This is a genomic window from Pelagibacterium halotolerans B2 (genome assembly GCF_000230555.1).
In the GTDB taxonomy this organism is placed as follows: domain Bacteria; phylum Pseudomonadota; class Alphaproteobacteria; order Rhizobiales; family Devosiaceae; genus Pelagibacterium; species Pelagibacterium halotolerans.
The window spans coordinates 1,999,802-2,016,758 of sequence record NC_016078.1; the positions used below are offsets into that span (position 1 = coordinate 1,999,802).

Consider the following 16,957-nt stretch of genomic DNA (forward strand, 5'->3'; position numbering starts at 1 on the left):
ATTCACCGCGTCAGCGGCTTGTAGCTCACGCGCTTGGGATTGACCGAATCCGGGCCGAGCCGCCGCACCTTGTCGGCCTCGTAATCCTGGAAATTGCCCTCGAACCATTCCACATGGCTGTCGCCTTCGAACGCCAGGATGTGGGTGGCAAGCCGATCGAGGAACATGCGGTCGTGCGAGATGATGACGGCGCAGCCGGCGAATTCCTCAAGCGCCTCTTCCAGCGCGGCGAGGGTTTCAGTGTCCAGATCGTTGGTCGGTTCGTCGAGCAGCAGGACATTGGCCCCCGATTTGAGCATCTTGGCCAGATGCACGCGGTTGCGCTGTCCGCCCGAAAGCGTGCCGACAGGCTGTTGCTGGTCGCCGCCCTTGAAGTTGAAGGACGAGGTGTAAGCGCGTGAATTGACTTCACGTTTGCCCAGCTTGATGATGTCGTTGCCGCCCGAGATTTCCTCCCAGACGCTCTTTTTGGGATCGAGACTGTCCCGGCTCTGGTCGACATAGCCCATGTGGACGGTTTCTCCGACCGTAACCGAGCCTTCATCGGGCTGCTCCTGCCCCGTCAGCATCTTGAACAGCGTGGTCTTGCCCGCGCCGTTCGGCCCGATCACGCCAACGATGCCACCTGGCGGCAGCTTGAAGCTCAGCCCGTCGATCAGCAGCCGGTCGCCAAAGCCCTTCTTGACGCCGTCGATGTCGATGACGTTCTGGCCCAGCCGCTCGCCGGGCGGAATGATGATCTGGGCGGTGTTGGACTGGGTCCGCGCCTCGTTGATCTTGACCAGTTCGTCATAGGCCCGGATACGCGCCTTGGACTTTGTCTGGCGCGCCTGGGGCGATTGGCCAAGCCATTCCTTTTCGCGCTCCAGCACTTTCGAGCGCGCCTGATCCTCGCTCTTTTCCTGCGCCATGCGCTTGGCCTTGGCCGTCAGGTAAGCCGTGTAATTGCCCTCATAGGGAATGCCGCGCCCACGGTCGAGCTCCAGAATCCAGCCCGTCACGTTGTCGAGGAAGTAGCGGTCGTGGGTGATGATGAGCACGGCGCCGGGATATTCGCGCAGGTGCTTTTCCAGCCAGGCCGTGGTTTCGGCGTCCAGATGGTTGGTCGGTTCGTCCAGCAGCAGAAGGTCGGGCTGGCTGAGCAGAAGCTGGCACAGCGCCACGCGGCGCTTTTCACCGCCCGAAAGATTGGTGACGCTGGCATCCCCCGGCGGGCAGCGCAGCGCGTCCATCGCCATTTCCACCTTGGAATCGAGATCCCAGAGATCGTCGGCGTCGATCTGGTCCTGGAGCTTGGCCGCTTCGTCCGCCGTCTCGTCGGAATAGTCCATCATCAATTCATTGTAACGATCGAGAATGGCCTGCTTTTCCTTGACCCCGATCATGACGTTACCCTTGACGTCGAGCTTTTCGTCGAGTTGGGGCTCCTGGGGAAGATAGCCCACCGTCGCGCCATCGGCCGCCCAGGCCTCGCCGGTAAACTCGGTATCGATCCCGGCCATGATTTTGAGAAGCGTCGATTTACCCGCCCCGTTCGGCCCGAGAATGCCGATCTTGGCATCGGGGTAGAACGAGAGGTTCATGTTGTCGATGACCTTCTTCCCGCCGGAATAGGCCTTGGACATGCCGTGCATATGATAGATGAATTGACGCGCCATAAAGCGGGTGCCTCTTTGGAAATTCGTGTCTCAGAAACTTGGGGCCGTATGTAGGACAAGCCGGAATGCGGTGCAATGGCCGCGCAAAAACCTCCGACGGCGAGATCGCCTCGGTTTCTGATGGGATAGACGGCATGGGGCGATGAACGCTCCGCACTGAAATTTGTATATATGAAGCGATCATCGCCCCATGCATCCGGGGTTTTTGGCTTATGGCGGCGTCTCGGGCTGGGGTTTGTCGGGATGACACCATCGCTGGTGCCTTCCGCGGTGCCCCTCCGGGTTTCCTCGGTACGACGTGGATACCACTCCTCGTCCGGCCATCCGTCCGCTTTGGGCCTTCCCTGCGGCGACCCGCATGGAACCCGGACCGAACCCGCCCAAACGTTCGTTGCGCTTGCGTCCATATGCGCGGGTTCGTGAAGCCAGTATGGTGGAGGTCCAGGGTGCGGGGATAAGTGTGAAAAACTCAGCCGTATCTGCGCGCACGCCGATGGTGGCCGACAAAGCTCGGGATGGCGCAGGCGGCAAGGAGAGCGGCCAACGGCAAGGCAAATCCGAAGCCGAACTGGGCAAACCCCAGGGCTCCCACGAGCCCCCCGGCGAAAAAGCAGCCGACAATGGAGAGCAGCATTCGCAGCTTTCGCGGGTCGGCCCTTACGTCCCGTTCCCGCGCAATATTGCGATCGCGATTGCGATAGAGCCCTTTGCCAAGCTCGATCCCGATATCGGTGACCAGCCCGGTGACGTGGGTCGTGCGCATCCGCGCCCCGGAAATCTTGGTGATCGTCGCATTCTGGAGACCCATCAGGAAACACAGCAGCGGCGCGGCGACCAGCGCAAAGCCGGAAACGCCGGCAAGGACGATCCCCAGAACACCGAAGAGCAAAAGCAATACCGATTCCAGCGCCAGCGGCAGGGCGTACTGGCTCCAGCGCGTGTGCCGCCTTGCCCAATTGATGAGAATTGCGGAAAGGGCGGCGCCGGCAACAAAGCAGATCACCGCCCCGAAGCCCGATGCCACCACCAGCCAGTCGGCAATGGCAATGGCGTCAGCCACTTCGGACACATACCCCGTCATATGCGAGGTATAGCGCCCGATGGCGATGAAGCCGCCGGCGTTGATGGCACCGGCAATGGCCGCAAGGATCAGCGACAAAGCAAGATCGGCGGCCGCGATGCGTTTGTGATCGGCGAGATGGGAAAACAGCCGAAGCCGGGAATGCCGGCCCCGACGACCGGCATTTATCGCTCTATCCATACCGGCACCGACTTGAAGGCAGGCGTTTTCGAGCGCGGATCGATGGCCGTCCCCACCAGCACATTGGCTTCCGGATAATAGGCCAGCGCCGAACCGCGGGGGATATCGAAGCTCAGAGCCTTGAGCTTGCTCATCTTTCCCTGCTCGGACGCCAGATCGATCAGATCGCCCTCGGCAATGCCCATCTCCTCCATGTCCTTGCCGTTGAGCAGCACCGACCAGCGCGGCGCCTTGTTGCGATAGCTGTCGGTCTCTTCGTAAACGATGGTGTTGAATTGGCCCTCCGAGCGGATCGTCGCCAGTGTCAGCGCCTTGCGCCCCTCGGGCGCCTCTGGGGTTTGCGGCAGTGCGATCACCTGAAAATGCCCCTTGCCGTCCACCGTCGAAAACCGCGGTTCGTGCATGACGCGATTGGCGATATGGAACTCACGCTTTGCCACATCGATCTCGGCCAGGTCCTTGAGACCGGGGACGATTTCGGAAATGGCGCGCCGCACTTCGGCGTGCTTTTTGAACGCCTGAAAGTTGATCGGGCTGTCGGGAAGGATGCGGGTGGCAAGGTCGGTGAGGATGACGCTTTCGGGCCGGACATTGGCCAGCCGGTCGATGCCGCCATCAGATAACCGTATGAAATTGAACATCGATTCCTGGGTTGTCGGCTCCCATTCCTCATCGCGGGCCGTTACCGGCAGGATCAGGCTCTCGGTATCGTCGTGCCCATGGACGTGCCCCAGATTAAGGGTTGTAGTCAAAAAGAGCTTGAATCCTATAGAGTTAAGGGCCTTTTCCGCCCATGCGGTATCGGGGGATGCGCCGTAGAGATTGCCCCCCATGATGACCGCCGCGTCCATTTCGCCGCGATGGGCGGCGTGCAGGCACGCCATGGTGTCCAAGCCCTTGGAACGACTGAGAGAAATCGAAAACTGCCGCTCCATTTCGGCCATGACGTCCTCGGCCAGCAGCGGTTTGACGCCGATGGTGCCGATGCCCTGCACATTGGAGTGTCCGCGCAGCGGCAAGAGCCCCGCATTGGGCCGCCCGATCATGCCGCGCAACAGGGCGAGATTGGCAATTGATTCAACGTTTTCAACGCCATGGACGTGATGGGTCATGCCCATCCCCCAGGCGAAGACCACGTTCTTCGCCCGGCCATAACGATGCGCCACGCGCTCGATTTCGGCCCGCGACAGGCCCGTCACCGTTTCGATTGTTTCCCACGAAATTGCATGGACTTGAGCTTTGTAGGCCCCAATGTTGGCGGAATGTTTTTCAATAAAATCGATATCCTCCATTCCCGCCTCGAGCACCGCCTTGGCGATGCCAGCCATGAGCGCGATATCGGACCCGATACGCGGCTGGAGATAGTCCGAGGCGATCTCATCGCCACCCCTGAGCATCGATGACGGCGATTTGGGTACGGCGAATTTGACGAGCCCCGGCTCGCGCGCCGGATTGATGACAATCACCTCCCCGCCCCGGTCGCGGCAATGCTTGAGCATGTGGATGAAGCGCGGATGGTTGGACGAAGGATTGGCCCCGATCACAAAGATCATGTCGGCGCCGGTGAGGTCGGCAAGCTCGACGGTCGCGGTGCCCTTGCCGATGGTGGTGGCCAGCCCCTCGCTGGTCGCCTGATGGCAGAAATAGGAACAGTTGTTGACATTGTTGGTGCCGAAGGCCCGGGCGAGAAGCTGGAAGATGAACCCCGCCTCGTTCGATGAGCGCCCCGAAGAGTAAAAGAACGTCCGGTCCGGCACCGTGGCCAGAAGCCGGTTGGCCGCGTGATCGAGCGCCCAGTCCCAATCGACCACCTGATAGCGGTCCGAACGCGCCGCCTTGTAGATCGGGTCTCCCAAGCGCCCCAGATGCTCCATCTCCTTGCCGGTCAACTCCTTGAGGTCGTCCAGCTCGTGGGAGAAAAGGATGTGGGGAATGGCCGGCTGGATATCTGTCGATTGCGCCTGCACCGATTTGTTGCAGACCGAGGGAAACTCGCCCAGCTCGTTGGTCATGCCGCCCATCTGCCCGCCCATGCCATAGGCACAGGCCTTGCAGGCGTTCTTTGCCGTCAGCGCCTTGGCCGCCTTGCCCACGCCCATGCGGGCCACGGTCTGGAGCGTATAGAGAACCTTCTTGGGCCCTCCCCCGACGGTCTGGTGCGAATGCGGCATGGCGGCAAATCTCCTCGCGGCAAGTATGGCACGGCAGGAGGGCCTGGCAACAGGCCGCCCCGGCAGTGTTGCCCGTTTTTCGCAATCGGATACCGATGGCTTTGGCGGACGGGCGAATGCGCTTATAGCCAGTGTACCGCCCACTGGACGATTCGCCATGTCATCCAATTCGTCATCCGCCCTCAGGCCCGCCCCGCTGCACCTGCTTCTGGCCTTCGCCAGTGGCGGCCTTCTGACCCTGATGGTCGATTTCAACGGGCTGGTCGGACTTTACGGCGGGGCCATGTATTCCTCGTGGGTGGCCCATGGCACCGGGACGGTGGCCGCGCTGATCTTTCTGGCGCTGCTGCGCTTCGGCCCACACTCGTCCACGGCGACCGACAAGCCCCGCGCGCCCCTATGGGCCTATCTCGGCGGCGTCTCGGGCGCGCTGACCGTGACGCTGACCTCGACCACGGTCAATACCCCGCTGGCGTTATCGGGCACGCTTGCCCTGGGTCTTGCCGGACAGGTGCTTTTCTCGCTCGCCGCCGACCGCTGGGGCCTGTTCGGCCTGCCCAAACGCATCCCGAGGCTCAAGGATTTCGCCGCGTTGGCGCTGATTTTTGCCGGCTCGATGATCATCATTTTCGGACAGGGATAGGACGATGACCACGGCAATTGTCTTCGCCCTGCTCGCGGGCATCCTCGTTTCGCTTTCCCGCCAACTCAACGGGCGGCTGGCCCTGTCCACCACGGCGCTGATCGCCTCGTACTGGAACCACATCGTCGGCTTTGCCGTCCTCACGGTTCTCGGTCTGGTTATTGGCGGCCTCTGGCCGGAAGGCGCCTTGAGCGCTCCGTGGTATGCCTATCTGGGCGGCACGATCGGGGTGATTTTCGTCGCTTCGGGAAGCTGGCTGATTGCCCGCATCGGCGCCATCAATACCGCGATGCTGGTCATCGGCGGGCAGATGATCTCGGGCGTGCTGCTCGATCTGGCGCGCGGCAACACCGAAAACCTTATCGCCAGCGCCATCGGCGTCGCCATGATCATCGCCGGCATGGCCCTGACGCAAAAGCGGGATTAGGTCAACCGACGCCACCCTCTCCATCGCCGTCATCCCGGACTTGATCCGGGATCCAGTAACCGGCAGCGCTGGCGGTTCCGTCGCCGGTGCGGAGTGCACTGGGCCCCGGCTCGGGCCTGTCCCCGCGAAAGCGGGGAGCCGGGGTGACGGAGGGGGTTTTGGAGGAATGGGGCATCAAGGCAAATGCCGCTGCAACCGCCAATATGTGACATCACCGCTCTGGCGCCGCGGCAAGGATGGGCGTATATCGACCCCGTTCAACCGGAAACCGCCCGCCATGCTCCAGACCCTGCTCGTCCCCGTCGCCGGCCTGATGATCCTTGCTGCCGCCATCAAGGGGTTGCTGCCCAGGGCGAAATGGCGCGAGCGGCTCTATTCGGTGTTTGCAGGGGGCTGGTCGGGGTTCGGCGTGGCGATTTATCATCCCGTGTGGCTGGGCCGGTTCGCCCCCATGGGCTGGGTCCACAATCCCAACATCGTGATGATTTTCGGCTTCGGCCTATTGGCGCTCGGCGTCTTCGGCGCCTCGATCATGATTGGCGACCGCTAATTGGGAAGCAAAAGCCCGCTTATAGGCGGGCCGCGCTTCGCCGCGCGCCACATAGGACGATAGATTGGGATATTCCTCAAGCAACCCCGATCCCTCCAGCCGGCGCAGCACCAGCACCATGATAAGGTCGGCCGCGCTGAACGCGCCGTCGAGCCATTGTGCATCGCCCAGCCGACTGGCAAGCTGATCGAGCCGCACGCGCACGCGATCCTCAAGGACCGGCAACAATTCGCCGTACCAGGGCTTGTCGCCCACCACGTAGCGGGACTGTTCGCGTTCGACGATCGGCGGCTCAACCGTGTTGAGCGCGGCAAACATCCAGGTGATGGCGCGCGCCCGGGCATTGTCATCTTCCGGCAACAGGCCCCGATTGTGCCGGGCAATATGGAATACGATCGCCCCTGTCTCGAACAGGGCAAGATCGCCCTCCTCATAGGTCGGGATCTGCCCGAACGGATGCAGCGCGAGATGATCGGGCTCTTTCATCTGCTTGAACGAAACGAGGCGAACCTCGTAGGGCCGCCCCACCTCCTCAAGCGCCCAGCGCACCCGCATATCGCGCGCCAGCCCCCTGCCGCCATCGGGCGAGCGTTCAAAGGCCGTAATCGTTATGGTCATCGCAATTCTCCCCTGACTGTCCCGAGGACGGCCGGAACCCCTTCATTCCGACAACAACCCGACATAAATTCAGCTTTGCCGGACGTAAGGGCAACGGCCCGTTGGTTCAGTCGGGACGCAGCGTGCCCGGAAGGAAAAGCCTGACGCTGAGCCCCCCGAGCCGAGCGCGTTCAAGCAGTACCCTGCCGCCATTGATCTCGACAATATCCTGGGCGATCGACAATCCCAGCCCCGTGCCGGTCTGGCTCTGGTCGTGGCGGACGCCGCGTTGCCGCGCCGTCTTCATCTGCTCGTCGGTCATGCCCGAACCGTTGTCGGCAACCACAACATGCACATTCTCATCCTCCTGGCCGACGGTTATCTCGACGGTATCGCGGGTATGACGCTGGGCGTTGTCGAGCACGACCCCGATCAGTTCGATGAGGTCATGGCGGTCCAGTTGAACGATGGCGCCCTCCGGGCATGCGATTTCCCAGGCGATCATTGCGCCCCGCTCGGTGCGCTTGAGAACCGAAACGACCTGCTCGATTGCTGGAGCCAATGGCGTGCTGGCCGCCGCGCTTGTCGAGCGCAGCCGCAACTGGGTGAGACGCAACTGATATTCGATGCGCTCATTCATGGTCCGCACCAGCCGGTCAAGCGCATCGGCCTCCTGATGGTCCCCGTGGTCACGCAGGCGCGCTTCCGTCGCGCCCAGGGCCGACAGAGGGGTCCGCAATCCATGGGCCAGGTCGCTGGCACGGGCACGCGCGAATTCGAGCATGGCCCTTTGCGCATCGAGCAGCCCGTTGACCTGATCGACCAGCGGACCGATTTCCATTGGATAATCGTCGCGCAGCCGCGCCGCGCGCCCCGTGCGGATATCCGCGATACCGGTTCTCAGGCTGGCCAATGGGGCAAGACCGAGATGGACCTGCAGAACCGCGGCAAGCGTCAGCGCGCCCCAGACCAGCGCGAGCGCGCTGGCCAGTTGCATCGAGAAGGTCCGCACCGAAAGATCGATCTGCTCGCGATCCCGCGCGACGGTAACGACCAGCCGGTCGTCCGGAGCCCCCGAAAACCCGATCGCCTGGCTCAATCCCAGGAGCGGTGCCCCGGCCGGCCCGTCAAGGCCGCTCAATGCGGGCGAAGTGACCTCTCCGGGATCGAGCGTCACGTCGAACAGCGAGGGCGACCGCGCGAGCGCTTCCCCGCCGGGCCCGTCGATCTGCCAGTAGAGGCCCCCATAGGGCAGCTCATAGCGTGGATCGGCAAGCGGGCGGTCCAGATCCCCCATATCGATGCCATCGACCTGGGCCACCAGACGATTGAGGGTGGCCCTCAGTTCGGTCTCGGCCGACGCCTCGAGATGCACCCGGAACAGATGCACCAGCAGAAACCCCACCGCGATCATCGCCAGGCCGATCCAGACGCCTGCCCCGATCAGGAGCCGCAGGCGAAGCGATGTTCCCCTCACGCGCCGGGCCCTTCCACATAATATCCAAAGCCTCGCCGCGTCTTGATGATCTGCCCCCCGACACGGCGGCGCACACGGCCCACCAGCACCTCGATGGAATTGGAGTCGCGTTCGAAATCCTGGGCATAGAGATGCTCGGTCAGTTCCAACTGGGAAACGACCCGCCCCTGATTATGCGCCAGATACGACAAGAGGCTGTATTCTTTCGGCGTCAGCCCCAGCGGCACGCCGCCGCGCAGGACCTGCTGCATGCGCGTGTCGATGACAAGGTCCCCCACTTCGATGCGCGGCGAGGCCAGCCCGCTCGACCGGCGCAGGACAGCCCGGACCCGTGCGACCAGCTCTTCGGGCCGGAACGGCTTGACGATGTAGTCGTCGGCGCCGGCTTCAATCCCGTCGACCCTTTCGGCCCAGTGCCCCCGTGCCGTTACGATGATGACGGGCCGCGTCATTCCCTCCTGGCGCCACCGCTTGAGCAGGGTCATGCCGTCGAGCTGCGGCAAGCCAAGGTCGAGCACGATGACATCGAAGGGCTCGGTGCTGCCTCGAAACCATGCCTCCTCCCCATCCGTCTCGCCCGTTACCGCAAACCCTGCCGCAGCCAACGCCGCCGCCATGGTGGAGGCGATCCGGGGATCGTCTTCGATGACTAATGCACGCATGGTTCCTATCTGACCGGATTGCCGGTTTGCGCATAATAATAGAGTGTATCGAGCGTCCCGTCGGGCAGAAGTATCTTGAGTTCGTAGAGCAGAAAACCATCCACGGTGAACAACCGCGTATCGATAAGCGTGCCCCCGTTCTGTTCCAGAGCCGGCCCCAGCACCCGGTCCAGCGGCACCGCCTGCCCTGTCCTGACCGCCCGGGTGGCCCGATCCTGCGCCGATTGACCCGCAGCCGCCCCGCCGCTCGCGGCGTTGCCCGCGCCATTGCCGGGAATATCGGGTGCGTTGGCCGCACCATTTCCGGCCTCGTCCGGATCTGGAATCGCACCGGCGCCCTCGGCATTGTCGCTGCCATCGCCGCCGCCGGCATTGTCGGCCGCAATGTCGAGGCCGGGATTGTCGGGTGGCCCGACATCGGGACGCGCCGAATTGCCCTGAGCGGGTGCAAGGGTCGGGCTGAGCGCCAGGATCGCGCCGAAAGCAATGATTGACAGGATGCGCATGGCTGGGATCCGGACCTGCTAATTTCGCGCCCGCGGCGCGTCATCTGGGGATGGGACGCAACCGGCCAATCGATGCGTCAGGGATTTCGAGCGCATCTCGATACGCTCCCGGTCCCGTTCCAGCCCCGCGCCATTTTGAACCGCCAAAGCTGACAAAACGCTGACAAAGCCATCAGGCCCGCGTCAGCTTGCTGTTGCTAGGCTCTGCTCGCGAACCGGACCCGTGGTCATGGTACGTCAGAACGGGTGACACCGCTAGTTCCTATGCTGTACCCCCCGTGCACCTGGTGTCACCCGCTCTGTTTCATCTCATTGCGCCGGGCGCGGCGCGTTTATCCCCGGCGTGCCGCGTTCGGCATCGTGTTGCCTGACACGCCCGGCGGATCGAAAGGGAAATGTCAATGAAACTCTCGCTCATCTCCGCAATCGCCGCTCTCTCGATGGCAGCACCGGGCGCTGCACTGGCCCAGGAGGTCGTCTCGTGCGACCCCCAGACCATCGCGCAACTTCTCGGCCTTGAGCCCATTGCCGGCTGCGAAGCCGAGATCACCGACCCCGACGGCGAGGAATCGGCCAACGATCGCCTCACCGGTCTGCTGACCGCGCACGAAGCGTCGGGCGGACGGTCCACCGAGGCTCTGGACCACGCCAACACCATGAGCGGCGGCGCCGTGCTGGCCGCCGACATGAACGATGACGACGATGAGGAGGAGGAAGAAGAGGAGGAAGAAATCGAAATCGAAGCCGAGGACGAAGACGAAGATGATGGGCGCGGCCGGCCCGATGATGCAGGACGGGGCCGTCCCTGATCTTTGCGTGCATATCGGCCGGGCATCGAACGCGATGAGGGGTCGCGTTCGATCCATTGGCCCGCAAAAATGGGGATTTGTCTGATTTCGCCGTAGCAGGCAGCCCAAATCCCGGTCACTTCTTTTCGAACGGTCGATACTCTGCCACGAATCGGAATCCTGTCCTTGCCGCCTGCCCGCCGCTTTACCAGATTTGCGTCCCTGGCCGGGTTCTGCGTCCTGCTCGCGGGCTGCGGAGGCGGCGGCAGCAGCTATGATACGGCGGAACAATCGGGGCCGAGTTCGCCCCAGCCCGACTATTCGAGCGACTGGATCGGCGCCTCGGTCGCTCATACGTTCGACGCCGCACGCGCGGCGCAGATTCGAAGCGCATCGCGTTTTTTGGGCGTTGACGCCGATGTCAAAGGCGGCGGCTCCAATCAGTCCCACCCCTACGAACTGGCAAGGCTCGATCTGGCCCTGTCGGGCGATTGGACCGGTGCGGGCCAGCGCGTGGCGGTTGTCGACGACGGTTTCCGCATCACCCATCAGGAATTTTCCGGCGCCGATATCGTTGCCAATGGCAACATCGCCGTCGCGGGCGGCTCGTCGCACGGAACCCATGTGGCGGCGCTGATTGCCGGCAGCGACGATCAGGGAGAAATGATGGGGTTCGCCCCCGATGCCGATTTGCACCTCACAAGCTATTTGCGCGACGACAACCGCTCCGAAATCGATCTCGCCAAGCTTGCCGGCGCCACGGCCCAGGCCGCCGGCATGGGCGCCGTCGCACAGAACAATTCCTGGGGACTGCTCTACACACCGCCCGGCGACCCCACGCGCGAGCTTCTCGTCTCGGACGTGCGCGACCACATGACCGTAAACGGCTCGAGCGTTGCGCAGGCTTTCGCCGGTCTTGCCGGGGGAACTCAGGCCGCCTGGAACGACTATTTCGAGGAGCTCGAGGCCTTCCAGTCGAGCGGTGTGATCGTCTGGGCCATGTCCAACGACGACACCCTGTCGGTCAATGACGCATCGAGCGCGCTGCCGCTCCTCATCCCCGAGGTCGAGGATGCCTGGATCGCGGTCGGCAATGGCCTGTTCCAGACCGACAGCGCCAACCAGATCACCAGCGCCCAGCGTTTGTCCGCCGCCTGCGGCGAGATGGCGGCCCGTTGCCTCTTCGCCGACGGGACCACCCGTTCGGCGGCTGCGGGCAGCGACACGGCCTATGGGCTGGGTACCGGCACCTCCTTTGCCGCGCCCCAGGTTTCCGGCGCCATAGCCATCATGGCCCAGGCCTTTCCGTCCCTGTCGTCGCAGGAATGGACAAAGCGCCTGCTGGCAACCGCCTATTCCGATTTTGCCGATTTCGCGCAGGACGGCACGGTCGATTTCGGCAGCGGGGTGATCAAGGCCTATTCGGACGAATGGGGCATGGGCGTGCTCGACATTGCCGCGGCGCTCAGCCCGGTGGATGGCGTCTCCCTCGTCAATGGCCGGTCGCTCGACAACGCCGAACGCATTATTGTCACTAATGCCGCCCTGGTTTCGGGCTCGGCCTATGGCGATGGCACGCGCGCCGGGCTTGCCGGGATCGACATCGCGGTGTTCGACCGGCTCGATACGCCGTTCCTGATGCCCGCCGACATCCTCGCGGTAACATCCGAGCCCGACACCGGTCAGCCCCACCCCCTGCCGCTTTTTGCCGAAAGTTCGGCTTTCGATATGCTCGCCGTCAGCGGCGACGACCGCGGGTCGGGACAAGCCGATTTCGGGGCCGGAACCTATAGGCTGGACGTTGCCGCCCTTGGTGGCGCGGACCTGGTTTCCTCGTTCCGCGGATTGACCAGCCCCGCGGCCATGACCGGATCGCTCTCCGCGCTTTCCGGGCACGGCGCCGCCATGGTCGGGCAAATCGCGGCCGGCCCCTGGACCTTTGAGCATTACGGGCTGGTGACGAGCCACGCGACGCTTTCGGAAAGCGCGGTCGGCGGCGTGGGTGCGGCACTGGGGCTCGAGCTGGGATCGTTCGGCCTGAAGGCATCGATGCTGACCGCACACGAACAGGGCGGCGTCCTGGGGCTTTCCGGTTATGGACCCATGGGCGCTCCGGCCGGTGCCGCAATCAATTCCGCTGCCCTGTCCGCAGAGCTTGAAATCGGGCATGACGGGCTGGTCTTTGCCGGGCTCGAAACCGGCACCGCTGCGGCCGGGGGCGGCTCGGGTTATGTGACCGGCATGGACAACCTGACATTTTCAGCCTTCCAGATCGGCGTGGCGGCGTCCAATCTCTTCGGAGAGTCCGACCGGCTCACCATTGCCGTGTCCCAGCCCCTAAGGCTCGAAACCGGTTCGATCGACCTTTCCCTGCCTGTTGGACGCACGCGCCAGGGCGCTGTGGTCATGGCCGATCACCGGGCCGATCTGGTCCCGGCGGGCCGTCAGATCGATCTGGGCCTGCACTATCAGATCGAGCTTGAAACCCAGGCGCAACTGGAATTCGGCGCGGTTCTCAGCCACGATGCGGGCCATATCGGCGGCGCAACCCACGCCAGTCTCGGCGCACAGTTTCGCGGCCGCTTTTAGAGCCTGTCATGTTGAAATGGTAGCACCTGCGTTGTCATCCGGCCGTGCCGAAATCATTGCCGGTCGGTGGTCCGCCGCTGACGCTTGCCGCGTTCGATTTCGGTTTCGAGCGCCATGAGCCGCGGCTCCCAGAGCGCGCGGAAATCCTCGAGCCACCTGTCGATTTCCATGAGCGGTTCGGGGCTGACGCTGTAGAACCGGCGCGTGCCTTCCGGCCGCACGGCTGCAAAGCCGCTTTCGCGCAGGGTGCGCAAATGCTGGGATACGGCAGCCTGGGTGATGCCGAATTCGGCCTGGATGATCTCGACCACGGCGCCGGAGGTCTTCTCGCCCGAGGACAGCAACTCGAGGATGCGGCGGCGGACGGGGTCGCCAAGAATGTCGAAGGCGTGCACGTCTATTGCGCCTCCCCCGAAAAGAAGGCGATGGAGCGGGCGGCAGCGGCGCGCGCCTTTTCCGGATCGTCGCCCGCCGCGATATCGGCCTCGCCCCAGGCCGCCCCGACATCGGCGATCAGGCTGCGGCCTTGAGGAGAGGCGGCCAGTTCTTCCTCGTTGAACTTTTCGGACGGATTGTCGAGATGGTGCGCAAGGCCCAGCAGCCCCAGGTCCCAGCCAATGCCGCCGGCACCCGAACCGTATTTATCGACAAACTCGTTTGGATGTTCGGCAATGTGGGACAGAACCAGCCGCGCCCCTTCCGCTTCTGCCGACAGCCGCACGTCCACCCAACTCAGTGTCGATGCGAATTCCCAGGTCAGGTCCAGCGCTTCTGGCGGCCGGCAAACGAGGATGGTTCCGCCGGCATTGCCCTGCAACTGGTAGCGCCCGCCCTGTTTGAGATCGCCGGTGACCTCGAGGAACCAGCGCGGCAGCCGCTCGGGATTGGTGATGGCGTCCCAAAGGTCCTCCACGCTGGTCGCATAGGACCGGGCCAGCGTCACCACCCGCACCTGCATCCCCTCCCGCGTGGTGTCATGCACAGATCGGGCAACGCTGCCCAGATAGCGTCCGAAATCCACGGCCGCAGCCCTCCATATTTCAAGATGTGACTTATATTAGTTCAAACTTGTATTGAGTCAAGTCGAACCGGCACAAGTCCAGTAAATACGACTGAAAATCTGATTTACCTTACTCTATGTCAAAAAAACTTGACTTTATTCGATATCGAAGCTACCCCTTCCGCACACATCGAAACGCGGGAAAAATGCGATGAGCTACAAGCAATGGAATGCACTGATCATGGTGACGAGCGCCCTCGTCATCTCGGCATGGGTGGGCTGGGGCCTTGCGACCGACGGTCCACCGGCCGATGTTTCGGCCGGCGCCTGGCAGATGCTTTGGGCAATTGCTTACGTGATCGTTTTCAACATCGTGGCGTCCATCGTCGTGACCATCGTGGTCTCCATCGTCCAGCGCGAGGAACTTGTCGACGAGGCCGGGGACGAGCGCGACCTTGCGGTCAGCGCGCGCTCCATGCGCAATGGCTACGCCGTCCTCTCGGTGGCGACCGCCGGTATCATCATTGCGCTTGCGGTCGGGCTCGACCCCGTGCTGGTGCCCCACGCCCTGTTTGGCATTTCCATGCTGGCGGGCGGCGTTTTCGCCGCGTCCCAGCTTGTTTACTACCGGATCGGATAGACCGGATGGGCAAGGGAAAACCGAAAATCTCCAACACCATCCGCACCCTGCGGTTCCACGCCGGGGAGATGACCCAGGCCGCGCTGGCCGAAAAAGTCGGCGTCACCCGCCAGACCGTGGTGGCCATCGAACAGGGGCGCTATTCGCCCTCTCTAGAAGTTGCCTTCCGTATAGCGCGCGCCTTTGGCGTGCCGCTTGAAGAGGCGTTTCAATATGATGAGGACAGCCAATGACCCAACCAGCAAACGCCGCCACCATGAAGGCTGCATGGATCGACCGCTACGGCCCACCCGAAGTCATCACCGTGCGCGAAACCGCAATGCCCGTCATGGGACCCAGGGATGTGCTGATCCGCATGCGGGCCTCGACGGTCACCCTACCCGATTGCGCCTTTAGGGCAGCCGACCCTTTTATCGTGCGGTTTTTCGCAGGATTGCTGCGCCCCAAGGCGCCCATTCCAGGGGGAGCCGTCGCCGGAGAAATCGCCGCCGTGGGTGAAGACGTCATACGCTTTGCGCCCGGCGACCGCGTGTTCGGCACAACCGATCCCAACCCCTCCGCCATGGCGCAATATGTCGCCATGCCCGAAGACGCGCCGCTTGCCATCATGCCCGACGCGCTCGATTTCGGCGAGGCGGCGGGCCTGACCTACAGTTTTCTGACGGCCATGCCGTTTCTGCGTGACGAGGCAAGGCTGCAGCCCGGACAATCGATCCTGATCAATGGCGCGGCAGGCAGCATCGGCACGGTGGCCGTTCAACTGGCCCGCCATATGGGTGCGCATGTCACCGCCGTGTGCAGCGCACGCAACGCCGATCTCGTCTCGAGCCTGGGCGCCGATGCGATCATCGACCGCCACACATCCGATTTCACACGTGCCAGCGCCGCCTATGACGTGATTTTCGACGTAGTGGGCAAAAGCAGCTATCTGGCGTGCAAGAAGGCACTCAAGCCGCGCGGCATCTATCTCACGACCACGCCTTCATTCGCGATCCTGTGGGCCATGATACGCGGCAAGGACGCGCAGGCCAGACGCGGCAAGCTGGCGACCACCGGCCTGCGCCCCCTGCCCGACAAAGCCAAGGACATGCTGGTCCTGAGGGACCTGGTGGCAAAGGGCAAGCTCCACGGCGTCATCGACCGCGTCATGCCCCTCGAGGCCATCGCCGAGGCGCACCGTTATGTCGAGCAGGAAACCAAGGCGGGGGACGTGATTATCGAGATGCCGCGATAGCACTCACCCCGCCATTGTGGTCGACCGGTGGGCCCATCCCGTCGTGCGCTTTTCGATCCACGCCATCAGCGCGTACATGATGATGCCCTCGACAGCCAGCATGACCAGCCCGGCAAAGACCAGCGGCACGTTGAACTGGGATTGGGCCGAACTCATCATGAACCCAAGCCCGGAATTGGCTGCAACGGTTTCGGAAATCACCGACCCGACGAAGGCCAGCGTGATCGCCACTTTGAGCGAGCCGAAGAAATAGGGCATCGAGCGCGGAATGCCGACCTTGAGCATGATGTCCATCTTTTTCGCCCCCAGCGCCCGCAACACGTCCTCGGTTTCCGGCTCGATGGTGGCAAGCCCCGTGGCGACGTTCACGACGATGGGGAAGAAGGCGATGAGGAATGCTGTCAGCACCGCAGGCACCGTGCCGATGCCGAACCAGATGACCAGAATGGGCACCAGCGCCACCTTGGGGATGGCGTTGAACCCCACCATGATCGGATAGAGCCCGGCATAAATCGTCCGCGACCAGCCGATCAAAAGCCCCAGCGCCAGCCCGCCGACCACCGCGAGGATGAACCCGAGCGTGGTGGTATAAAGCGTCTGGATAGAATGGCGCTGGATGGCGGGCCAATACTGGATAATCGCCTCGAAAATGCGCGTGGGCGCTGGAAATACCGTATGCGGCAGCCCCGAAAGCCGCACCCCGATTTCCCAGATGGCAAACAGGGCCACCGTATAGATCCACGGCATCCAGGGC

At 63.2% G+C, this 16,957-nt stretch carries 18 protein-coding genes; 8 read left to right on the top strand and 10 right to left on the bottom strand.

Going from position 1 to position 16,957, the window contains the following annotated elements:
- Positions 1-2 precede the first annotated feature (2 nt).
- The 3 genes from ettA to KKY_RS09800 all read right to left on the bottom strand — a co-directional run bounded on the left by ettA (position 3) and on the right by KKY_RS09800 (position 5,090).
- Complete coding sequence (gene ettA, locus KKY_RS09790) at positions 3-1,658, bottom strand: energy-dependent translational throttle protein EttA (RefSeq protein ID WP_041528686.1); 1,656 nt, start codon at positions 1,656-1,658, stop codon at positions 3-5.
- 469 nt (positions 1,659-2,127) lie between these two features.
- Entirely contained in the window at positions 2,128-2,919 is a 792-nt protein-coding gene (locus tag KKY_RS09795; protein ID WP_014131180.1) for a YoaK family protein, read from the bottom strand.
- Positions 2,904-5,090, bottom strand: a complete 2,187-nt coding sequence (locus KKY_RS09800) for an FdhF/YdeP family oxidoreductase (RefSeq protein WP_014131181.1) — start codon at positions 5,088-5,090, stop codon at positions 2,904-2,906. The genes KKY_RS09795 and KKY_RS09800 overlap by 16 nt, the downstream gene beginning before the upstream one ends.
- Before the next feature lie 157 nt (positions 5,091-5,247).
- On the opposite strand from KKY_RS09800, the gene KKY_RS09805 reads away from it, so the two are divergent.
- The 3 genes from KKY_RS09805 (at position 5,248) to KKY_RS09815 (ending at position 6,710) form a co-directional block, all read left to right on the top strand.
- Entirely contained in the window at positions 5,248-5,733 is a 486-nt protein-coding gene (locus KKY_RS09805; RefSeq protein WP_014131182.1) for a DMT family transporter, read from the top strand.
- Between the two features lie 4 nt (positions 5,734-5,737).
- The gene (locus KKY_RS09810; protein WP_014131183.1) at positions 5,738-6,160 is read left to right on the top strand and encodes a DMT family transporter; all 423 of its coding nucleotides are present in this window, start codon (positions 5,738-5,740) and stop codon (positions 6,158-6,160) included.
- A gap of 277 nt (positions 6,161-6,437) precedes the next feature.
- A complete protein-coding gene (locus tag KKY_RS09815) occupies positions 6,438-6,710 on the top strand; it encodes a hypothetical protein (protein WP_139304938.1) in 273 nt (90 codons plus the stop codon).
- Here the strand turns inward: KKY_RS09815 and KKY_RS09820 are convergent.
- The 4 genes from KKY_RS09820 to KKY_RS09835 all read right to left on the bottom strand — a co-directional run bounded on the left by KKY_RS09820 (position 6,660) and on the right by KKY_RS09835 (position 9,952).
- The gene (locus tag KKY_RS09820) at positions 6,660-7,328 is read right to left on the bottom strand and encodes a glutathione S-transferase family protein (RefSeq protein WP_014131184.1); all 669 of its coding nucleotides are present in this window, start codon (positions 7,326-7,328) and stop codon (positions 6,660-6,662) included. The two genes, KKY_RS09815 and KKY_RS09820, sit on opposite strands and share 51 nt — an antisense overlap.
- Positions 7,329-7,434: 106 nt before the next feature.
- Positions 7,435-8,784 (bottom strand): sensor histidine kinase, encoded by a 1,350-nt coding sequence (locus KKY_RS09825; protein ID WP_014131185.1) that lies wholly within the window; start codon positions 8,782-8,784, stop codon positions 7,435-7,437.
- A complete protein-coding gene (locus KKY_RS09830; protein ID WP_014131186.1) occupies positions 8,781-9,446 on the bottom strand; it encodes a response regulator transcription factor in 666 nt (221 codons plus the stop codon). Before KKY_RS09830 ends, KKY_RS09825 begins: the two co-directional genes overlap by 4 nt.
- A 5-nt stretch (positions 9,447-9,451) precedes the next feature.
- Positions 9,452-9,952 carry a PepSY domain-containing protein gene (locus tag KKY_RS09835; protein WP_014131187.1) on the bottom strand — a complete coding sequence of 167 codons (501 nt, stop codon included), beginning with the start codon at positions 9,950-9,952 and terminating at the stop codon, positions 9,452-9,454.
- 401 nt (positions 9,953-10,353) lie between these two features.
- Here KKY_RS09835 and KKY_RS20705 point away from each other — a divergent pair, with 401 nt between their 5' ends.
- Both KKY_RS20705 and KKY_RS09845 read left to right on the top strand, forming a co-directional pair.
- Positions 10,354-10,761 (top strand): hypothetical protein, encoded by a 408-nt coding sequence (locus KKY_RS20705; RefSeq protein ID WP_014131188.1) that lies wholly within the window; start codon positions 10,354-10,356, stop codon positions 10,759-10,761.
- Positions 10,762-10,926: 165 nt separating this feature from the next.
- Positions 10,927-13,329, top strand: a complete 2,403-nt coding sequence (locus KKY_RS09845; RefSeq protein ID WP_014131190.1) for a S8 family peptidase — start codon at positions 10,927-10,929, stop codon at positions 13,327-13,329.
- 53 nt (positions 13,330-13,382) lie between these two features.
- Here KKY_RS09845 and KKY_RS09850 read toward each other — a convergent pair whose 3' ends face one another.
- Both KKY_RS09850 and KKY_RS09855 read right to left on the bottom strand, forming a co-directional pair.
- Positions 13,383-13,724: an ArsR/SmtB family transcription factor gene (locus KKY_RS09850; RefSeq protein ID WP_014131191.1), complete on the bottom strand. Its 342-nt coding sequence runs from the start codon at positions 13,722-13,724 to the stop codon at positions 13,383-13,385.
- Positions 13,725-13,726: 2 nt separating this feature from the next.
- Positions 13,727-14,350, bottom strand: a complete 624-nt coding sequence (locus tag KKY_RS09855) for an SRPBCC family protein (protein ID WP_014131192.1) — start codon at positions 14,348-14,350, stop codon at positions 13,727-13,729.
- Between the two features lie 190 nt (positions 14,351-14,540).
- On the opposite strand from KKY_RS09855, the gene KKY_RS09860 reads away from it, so the two are divergent.
- Genes KKY_RS09860 through KKY_RS09870 form a run of 3 tightly spaced genes read left to right on the top strand, consistent with a single transcriptional unit; the run spans position 14,541 to position 16,203 of the window.
- On the top strand, positions 14,541-14,969 hold the full coding sequence (locus tag KKY_RS09860) for a hypothetical protein (protein ID WP_014131193.1): 429 nt from the start codon (positions 14,541-14,543) through the stop codon (positions 14,967-14,969).
- A 5-nt stretch (positions 14,970-14,974) separates the two neighbouring features.
- Entirely contained in the window at positions 14,975-15,202 is a 228-nt protein-coding gene (locus tag KKY_RS09865; protein ID WP_014131194.1) for a helix-turn-helix transcriptional regulator, read from the top strand.
- The gene (locus KKY_RS09870; protein WP_014131195.1) at positions 15,199-16,203 is read left to right on the top strand and encodes an NAD(P)-dependent alcohol dehydrogenase; all 1,005 of its coding nucleotides are present in this window, start codon (positions 15,199-15,201) and stop codon (positions 16,201-16,203) included. Before KKY_RS09865 ends, KKY_RS09870 begins: the two co-directional genes overlap by 4 nt.
- Before the next feature lie 3 nt (positions 16,204-16,206).
- On the opposite strand, the gene KKY_RS09875 is transcribed toward KKY_RS09870, so the two are convergent.
- Complete coding sequence (locus KKY_RS09875; RefSeq protein ID WP_420850717.1) at positions 16,207-16,950, bottom strand: ABC transporter permease; 744 nt, start codon at positions 16,948-16,950, stop codon at positions 16,207-16,209.
- Positions 16,951-16,957: the final 7 nt, after the last annotated feature.

Bases quoted from the DNA above. Each gene is read 5' to 3' on its own strand.
- KKY_RS09875 (WP_420850717.1), bottom strand. From the start codon at position 16,950: ATGCCGTGGATCTATACGGTGGCCCTGTTTGCCATCTGGGAAATCGGG.
- KKY_RS09805 (WP_014131182.1), top strand. From the start codon at position 5,248: ATGTCATCCAATTCGTCATCCGCCCTCAGGCCCGCCCCGCTGCACCTG.
- KKY_RS09860 (WP_014131193.1), top strand. From the start codon at position 14,541: ATGAGCTACAAGCAATGGAATGCACTGATCATGGTGACGAGCGCCCTC.
- KKY_RS09835 (WP_014131187.1), bottom strand. From the start codon at position 9,952: ATGCGCATCCTGTCAATCATTGCTTTCGGCGCGATCCTGGCGCTCAGC.
- KKY_RS09795 (WP_014131180.1), bottom strand. From the start codon at position 2,919: ATGGATAGAGCGATAAATGCCGGTCGTCGGGGCCGGCATTCCCGGCTT.
- KKY_RS09820 (WP_014131184.1), bottom strand. From the start codon at position 7,328: ATGACCATAACGATTACGGCCTTTGAACGCTCGCCCGATGGCGGCAGG.
- KKY_RS09800 (WP_014131181.1), bottom strand. From the start codon at position 5,090: ATGCCGCATTCGCACCAGACCGTCGGGGGAGGGCCCAAGAAGGTTCTC.
- KKY_RS09815 (WP_139304938.1), top strand. From the start codon at position 6,438: ATGCTCCAGACCCTGCTCGTCCCCGTCGCCGGCCTGATGATCCTTGCT.
- KKY_RS20705 (WP_014131188.1), top strand. From the start codon at position 10,354: ATGAAACTCTCGCTCATCTCCGCAATCGCCGCTCTCTCGATGGCAGCA.
- KKY_RS09870 (WP_014131195.1), top strand. From the start codon at position 15,199: ATGACCCAACCAGCAAACGCCGCCACCATGAAGGCTGCATGGATCGAC.
- KKY_RS09865 (WP_014131194.1), top strand. From the start codon at position 14,975: ATGGGCAAGGGAAAACCGAAAATCTCCAACACCATCCGCACCCTGCGG.
- KKY_RS09830 (WP_014131186.1), bottom strand. From the start codon at position 9,446: ATGCGTGCATTAGTCATCGAAGACGATCCCCGGATCGCCTCCACCATG.
- KKY_RS09810 (WP_014131183.1), top strand. From the start codon at position 5,738: ATGACCACGGCAATTGTCTTCGCCCTGCTCGCGGGCATCCTCGTTTCG.
- ettA (WP_041528686.1), bottom strand. From the start codon at position 1,658: ATGGCGCGTCAATTCATCTATCATATGCACGGCATGTCCAAGGCCTAT.